The sequence below is a fragment of the Streptomyces sp. SM1 genome, assembly GCF_002910825.1.
GTDB classification, from domain to species: Bacteria; Actinomycetota; Actinomycetes; order Streptomycetales; family Streptomycetaceae; genus Streptomyces; species Streptomyces okerensis.
Window position 1 is genome coordinate 1 of record NZ_NEUB01000873.1, and the last position, 5,599, is coordinate 5,599.

A 5,599-nucleotide genomic window follows, 5' to 3' on the forward strand; every position below is an offset into this window, starting at 1 on the left:
CGCTGCGCGCCTCGGCGTCGTCGTTGTCGGGTCGCTCGGTGTTCACCGCATCGCTCCTTCGGCTGCCCAATTGTCCCCATGGACCCTGCCCGGTCGCACCGGGACTCCTGAGGGGTCGTATCCCGCATCCCCTTTACGGGGGACGGCGATGGGACGCAGCGGGGGAGCGCACGGTTCCCCGGTGTCGGCTCAGTCGCCGTACTCCGACATCGCGTCCAGCAGCCGGGCGGAGGCGGGCGGCACGCTCACGCCGTGGATCAGGGACGGGGACACCGGCCGGGCGGCCACCCTGTCCGGCACCGTCCAGTGGGGAGCCATCCGGGCACAGTCGCCGCGCAGCGACGCCAGGTCGCCCTCGAGGTCGACCGGGGTGGAGGCGTGGACCTTGATGTTCGTCATGTCCGCACCGTATGCACGGTGAAGGTCACGAAGAAAGAGCTACTATCGGGTAGTTTTGACTGCTTCTACGGGTCGCTCCCACCCGGTAGCGTGAAGTGTCAACCCGCCTCCCTCAGGAGAATCCACGCCGTGCGCATCGCAGTCACCGGCTCCATCGCCACCGACCACCTCATGACCTTCCCCGGCCGCTTCGCCGACCAGTTCGTCGCGGACCGGCTGCACACGGTCTCCCTCTCCTTCCTGGTCGACAATCTCGACGTGCGCAGGGGCGGCGTGGCCGCGAACATCGCCTTCGGGATGGGCCAGCTCGGTACCCGCCCGATCCTCGTCGGAGCGGCCGGCTTCGACTTCGACGAGTACCGGGCCTGGCTGGACCGGCACGGCGTCGACACCGAATCCGTCCGGATCTCCGACACGCTGCACACCGCCCGCTTCGTGTGCACCACGGACGCCGACCACAACCAGATCGGCTCCTTCTACACGGGCGCGATGAGCGAGGCCCGCCTGATCGAGCTGAAGACCGTCGCCGACCGCGTGGACGGCCTCGACCTCGTCTCCATCGGCGCCGACGACCCGGAGGGGATGCTGCGGCACACCGAGGAGTGCCGCTCCAGGAACATCCCGTTCGCCGCCGACTTCTCCCAGCAGATCGCCCGGATGAACGGCGAGGAGATCCGGATACTGCTGGAGGGGGCGACCTACCTCTTCTCCAACGAGTACGAGAAGGGGCTCATCGAGACGAAGACCGGCTGGAGCGACGCGGAGATCCTCGACCGGGTCGGGCACCGGGTCACCACCCTCGGCGCACGGGGTGTCCGCATCGAGCGGGCCGGCGAGGAGACGATCGAGGTCGGCTGCCCGGACGAGGAGCGCAAGGTCGACCCGACGGGTGTCGGCGACGCGTTCCGTGCGGGGTTCCTGTCGGGGCTCGCGTGGGGAGTCCCGCTGGAGCGGGCGGCGCAGGTGGGCTGCATGCTCGCCACGCTGGTCATCGAGACGGTGGGGACGCAGGAGTACCAGTTGCGGCGGGGGCACTTCATGGAGCGGTTCATGAAGGCGTACGGGGACGAGGCGGCGGAGGAGGTCCGGGGGCACCTCGGCTGAGCCCTCCGGGGGTGAGGCGGGTGGGGTCGGCTGTGCCCACGGGGTGGAGTGCGGCCCCCTGCCCTTCGGGGGTGCGCAGTTCCCCGCGCCCCTGACGGTGCGCAGTTCCCCGCGCCCCTGACGGTGCGCAGTTCCCCGCGCCCCTGACGGTGCGGAGTTTCCTGCGCCCACGAGAGGGGAGTTCCGCGTGCCCCTGGTGGCAGGTTGCTCCCCCTGTGGCTGGGGTGCGCGGTTCCTCGCGCCCCTGGGGGGGGGGCTGGGGGTGCGTGGCTTCCCGCGCCCCCGTCCAAGGGGGTCAGGTGAGGCGGCGGATGGTGTAGGACGTTCCCCCGGGGGCCGGTTCCCCGCCCAGGTACTGCTGGCCGCGCATCTCGCACCAGGCGGGGATGTCCAGGCGGGCCGCCTCGTCGTCGGCGAGGACGCGGACCGTGCCGCCCACCGGGACGTCCCCGATCACCTTGGCCAGCTCGATCACCGGGATCGGGCACCGCCGGCCCAGCGCGTCCACGACGAGGGCGGTGTCCTCGCCCGGCCGGCTCACGGCCTCCCCGGTGGAGACCGGCGCGCCCAGCTTCTCCCGTACCCCCGCCACCACCTCCGGCAGGACGGCCAGGAAGCGCTCGACGTCCTCCTCCCGTGTCCCCGGCGGCAGCGAGACACGGATGTTGCCCTCGCTGAGCACTCCCATCGCCTTGAGCACATGGCTCGGCGTCAGCGTGCTGCTCGTACAGGACGAGCCGGAGGACACGGAGAACCCGGCCCGGTCCAGCTCGTGCAGCAGTGTCTCCCCGTCGACATAGAGACAGGAGAAGGTGACGATCCCCGGCAGCCGGCGCTCCGGGTCCCCGACCACCTCCACCTCCGGCACCAGCCCCGGCACCCGCGCGCGGATCCGCTCCGTCAGTTCCCGCAGCCGTACCTCCTCCTCGGCCGCCTCCGCCCGCACCGCCCGCAGGGACGCCGCCGCGGCCACGATCGCCGGAAGGTTCCCGAACCCGGCCGCCCGCCCCGACTCCCGCTCGTCCCGCGGCCCCTGGGGCGCGAACCGCTCGCCCTTGCGTACGACGAGCAGCCCCACCCCCGGCGGGCCGCCCCACTTGTGGGCGCTCGCCGCGAGCAGCGACCAGGCGCCTTCCACCGGCCCCCAGCCCAGCGACTGGGCCGCGTCCACCAGCAGCGGCACACCCGCCGCCCGGCACGACGCGGCCACCTCGGCCACCGGCTGCACCGTCCCCACCTCGTGGTTGGCCGACTGCAGACACGCGAGCGCGGTGTCCGGCCGCAGCGCCGCCGCGTACCCGGACGGGCTCACCGCTCCGGTGCGCCCCACCGTCACCTCGGTGACCGTGCCTCCACCGGCCTGGTGAACTTCCGCCGCATGGAGTACCGAAGAGTGTTCGACCGCGGACACGATCAGGTGACGCCCGGCGCGCCGCCGCCCGGCCAGCGCACCGGCGATCCCCGAGTGCACCGCCGAGGTACCGGAAGCGGTGAACACCAACTCGTCCGCCCTGCACCCCACCGCCTCCGCGGTGGCCTCCCGCGCGGCGTCCAGCAGCATCCGCGCCCGCCGCCCCTCCCGGTAGAGCCGGGCGGGATCCGCCCACCCCTCATCGAGAGAGGCCGTCAGAGCCTGCCGGGCAACGGCATGAAGAGGAGCGGCGGAAGCGGCATCGAAGTAGGACACACCCCAACGCTAAGCGCACCGAAGGGGCGCGGGGAACTGCGCGCCCGACCACGACGATGCCGCAGCCGCCACGAGGACCCCTCCCCCCGGCCGATGAGGCGCCCGGCGTAACCCGCGGCGCGTATGGCACCCCTCCTCGCGAAGCCCTGAAACGCGTCGGCTAGGGTTTGGTCCGCATAAACATCCAAACCCCTGCCCGACGCAGGGCGGCGACCGACCCGAGAGAAGGCCAGGCCGCAGCCGTACAGCGCGGGCGAGACTCTCGGGAAGGCGCTACGTGAGTCCCAACGGCTCCGACCTCCCCCACGGCCTGAAGGGCGTGGGCGGTACCCCCAAGCCGCGGCGCCCCATGCGGCGGAAGCTGCTGCAGGCACTGACCGCGGGGCTGGTCCTGGCGACCGCCACCGGCTGCACATGGGAGGACTTCCCCCGCCTCGGTATGCCCACCCCGACATCGGAAGAGGCTCCGCGGATCCTCTCCCTGTGGCAGGGATCCTGGGCTGCCGCGCTCGCTATCGGTGCGCTGGTGTGGGGCTTGATCCTGTGGAGTGCATTCTTCCACCGGCGCAGTCGCACCAAGGTGGAGGTTCCTCCGCAGACCCGGTACAACATGCCCATCGAGGCGCTGTACACGGTCGTTCCGCTCATCATCGTCTCGGTGTTCTTCTTCTTCACCGCGCGTGACGAGTCCGAGCTGCTGAAGCTCGAGAAGAACCCCGACGTCACGGTCAACGTGGTCGGCTTCCAGTGGAGCTGGTGCTTCAACTACGTCGAGAACGTCGACGGTTCCACGGGCGACGCCAAGAAGTCCGCGGAACTGGACGCGATTCCGGACCGCTACAAGGACGCCTTCCCGGCCGACGCCGGCGGCGCCTACGACTGCGGTGTCCCCGGAACGCGGAACCCGCAGACCAACAACCCGGGCCCCACCCTGTGGCTGCCCGAGGGCAAGCGGGTCCGCTTCGTGCTGACCTCGCGTGACGTCATCCACTCCTTCTGGGTGGTGCCGTTCCTGATGAAGCAGGACGTCATCCCGGGCCACACCAACGCCTTCGAGGTGACCCCCAGCCGTGAGGGCACCTTCCTCGGCAAGTGCGCCGAGCTCTGCGGCGTGGACCACTCCCGGATGCTGTTCAACGTGAAGGTCGTCTCCCCGGAGCGTTACGAGCAGCACCTGAAGGACCTCGTGAAGAAGGGCCAGTCCGGTTACGTGCCCGCCGGCATCGGACAGACGGGCCCTGAGAAGAACCGGGAGTCGAACATCCTGTGAGCATCCTCAATCAACCTCAGGGTGCCGAAGCAGCCGGGTCCCACTACGAGGACGAGCTGCCGGCGCGGCGCCAGAACCGTGGCAGCGTGGTCGTCAAGTGGCTGACGACCACGGACCACAAGACGATCGGCACGCTGTACCTGGTGACGTCGTTCGCCTTCTTCGTCATCGGTGGCGTCATGGCGCTCGTGATGCGCGCCGAGCTGGCCCGGCCGGGTCTGCAGATCGTGTCGAACGAGCAGTTCAACCAGGCGTTCACGATGCACGGCACGATCATGCTGCTGATGTTCGCGACGCCGCTGTTCGCCGGTTTCGCCAACTGGATCATGCCGCTGCAGATCGGCGCGCCCGACGTGGCGTTCCCGCGGCTGAACATGTTCGCCTACTGGCTGTACCTGTTCGGCTCGCTGATCGCGGTGGGCGGTTTCCTCACCCCGGACGGCGCGGCGAGCTTCGGCTGGTTCGCCTACACCCCGCTGTCGGACGTGGTCCGGTCACCGGGCTTGGGCGGTGACCTGTGGATCATGGGTCTGGCCTTCTCCGGCTTCGGCACGATCCTCGGCTCGGTCAACTTCATCACCACGATCATCTGCATGCGCGCTCCCGGCATGACGATGTTCCGCATGCCGATCTTCACCTGGAACGTGCTGCTGACCGGTGTGCTGGTCCTGCTCGCCTTCCCGGTCCTGGCGGCCGCGCTGCTCGCGCTGATGGCGGACCGCACGTTCGGGGCGCACATCTACGACGCGGCCAACGGCGGCCCTCTCCTGTGGCAGCACATGTTCTGGTTCTTCGGCCATCCGGAGGTGTACATCATCGCGCTGCCGTTCTTCGGCATCGTCTCCGAGATCATCCCGGTCTTCTCCCGCAAGCCGATCTTCGGCTACATGGGTCTGATCGCCGCGACGATCGCGATCGCCGGCCTGTCGGCGACGGTGTGGGCGCACCACATGTACGCGACGGGCGGCGTACTGCTGCCGTTCTTCTCCTTCATGTCCTTCCTGATCGCGGTGCCGACCGGTGTGAAGTTCTTCAACTGGATCGGCACGATGTGGAAGGGGTCCCTGAGCTTCGAGACCCCGATGCTCTGGTCGATCGGCTTCCTGGTCACCTTCCTCTTCGGTGGTCTGACCGGCGTC

5 protein-coding genes are annotated in these 5,599 nt (G+C 69.8%); 3 read left to right on the plus strand and 2 right to left on the minus strand.

Features of this window, described 5'->3' with window-relative positions; genetic code table 11:
* Positions 1-189 precede the first annotated feature (189 nt).
* Complete coding sequence (locus tag B9S61_RS29100; RefSeq protein ID WP_103544910.1) at positions 190-399, minus strand: hypothetical protein; 210 nt, start codon at positions 397-399, stop codon at positions 190-192.
* A 129-nt stretch (positions 400-528) separates the two neighbouring features.
* On the opposite strand from B9S61_RS29100, the gene B9S61_RS29105 reads away from it, so the two are divergent.
* Positions 529-1,503, plus strand: coding sequence for a carbohydrate kinase family protein (locus tag B9S61_RS29105; protein ID WP_103544911.1), 975 nt, complete (start codon positions 529-531; stop codon positions 1,501-1,503).
* Positions 1,504-1,798: 295 nt separating this feature from the next.
* On the opposite strand, the gene B9S61_RS29110 is transcribed toward B9S61_RS29105, so the two are convergent.
* Positions 1,799-3,190 carry a cysteine desulfurase/sulfurtransferase TusA family protein gene (locus B9S61_RS29110; RefSeq protein WP_103544912.1) on the minus strand — a complete coding sequence of 464 codons (1,392 nt, stop codon included), beginning with the start codon at positions 3,188-3,190 and terminating at the stop codon, positions 1,799-1,801.
* Between the two features lie 277 nt (positions 3,191-3,467).
* Between B9S61_RS29110 and coxB the strand changes: the two genes are divergently transcribed.
* Positions 3,468-4,460, plus strand: coding sequence for a cytochrome c oxidase subunit II (gene coxB / locus B9S61_RS29115; protein ID WP_374936257.1), 993 nt, complete (start codon positions 3,468-3,470; stop codon positions 4,458-4,460).
* Positions 4,457-5,599 (plus strand): cbb3-type cytochrome c oxidase subunit I (locus tag B9S61_RS29120; protein ID WP_103544913.1); only part of this gene is annotated, 1,143 nt, incomplete at its 3' end. The genes coxB and B9S61_RS29120, both read left to right, overlap by 4 nt.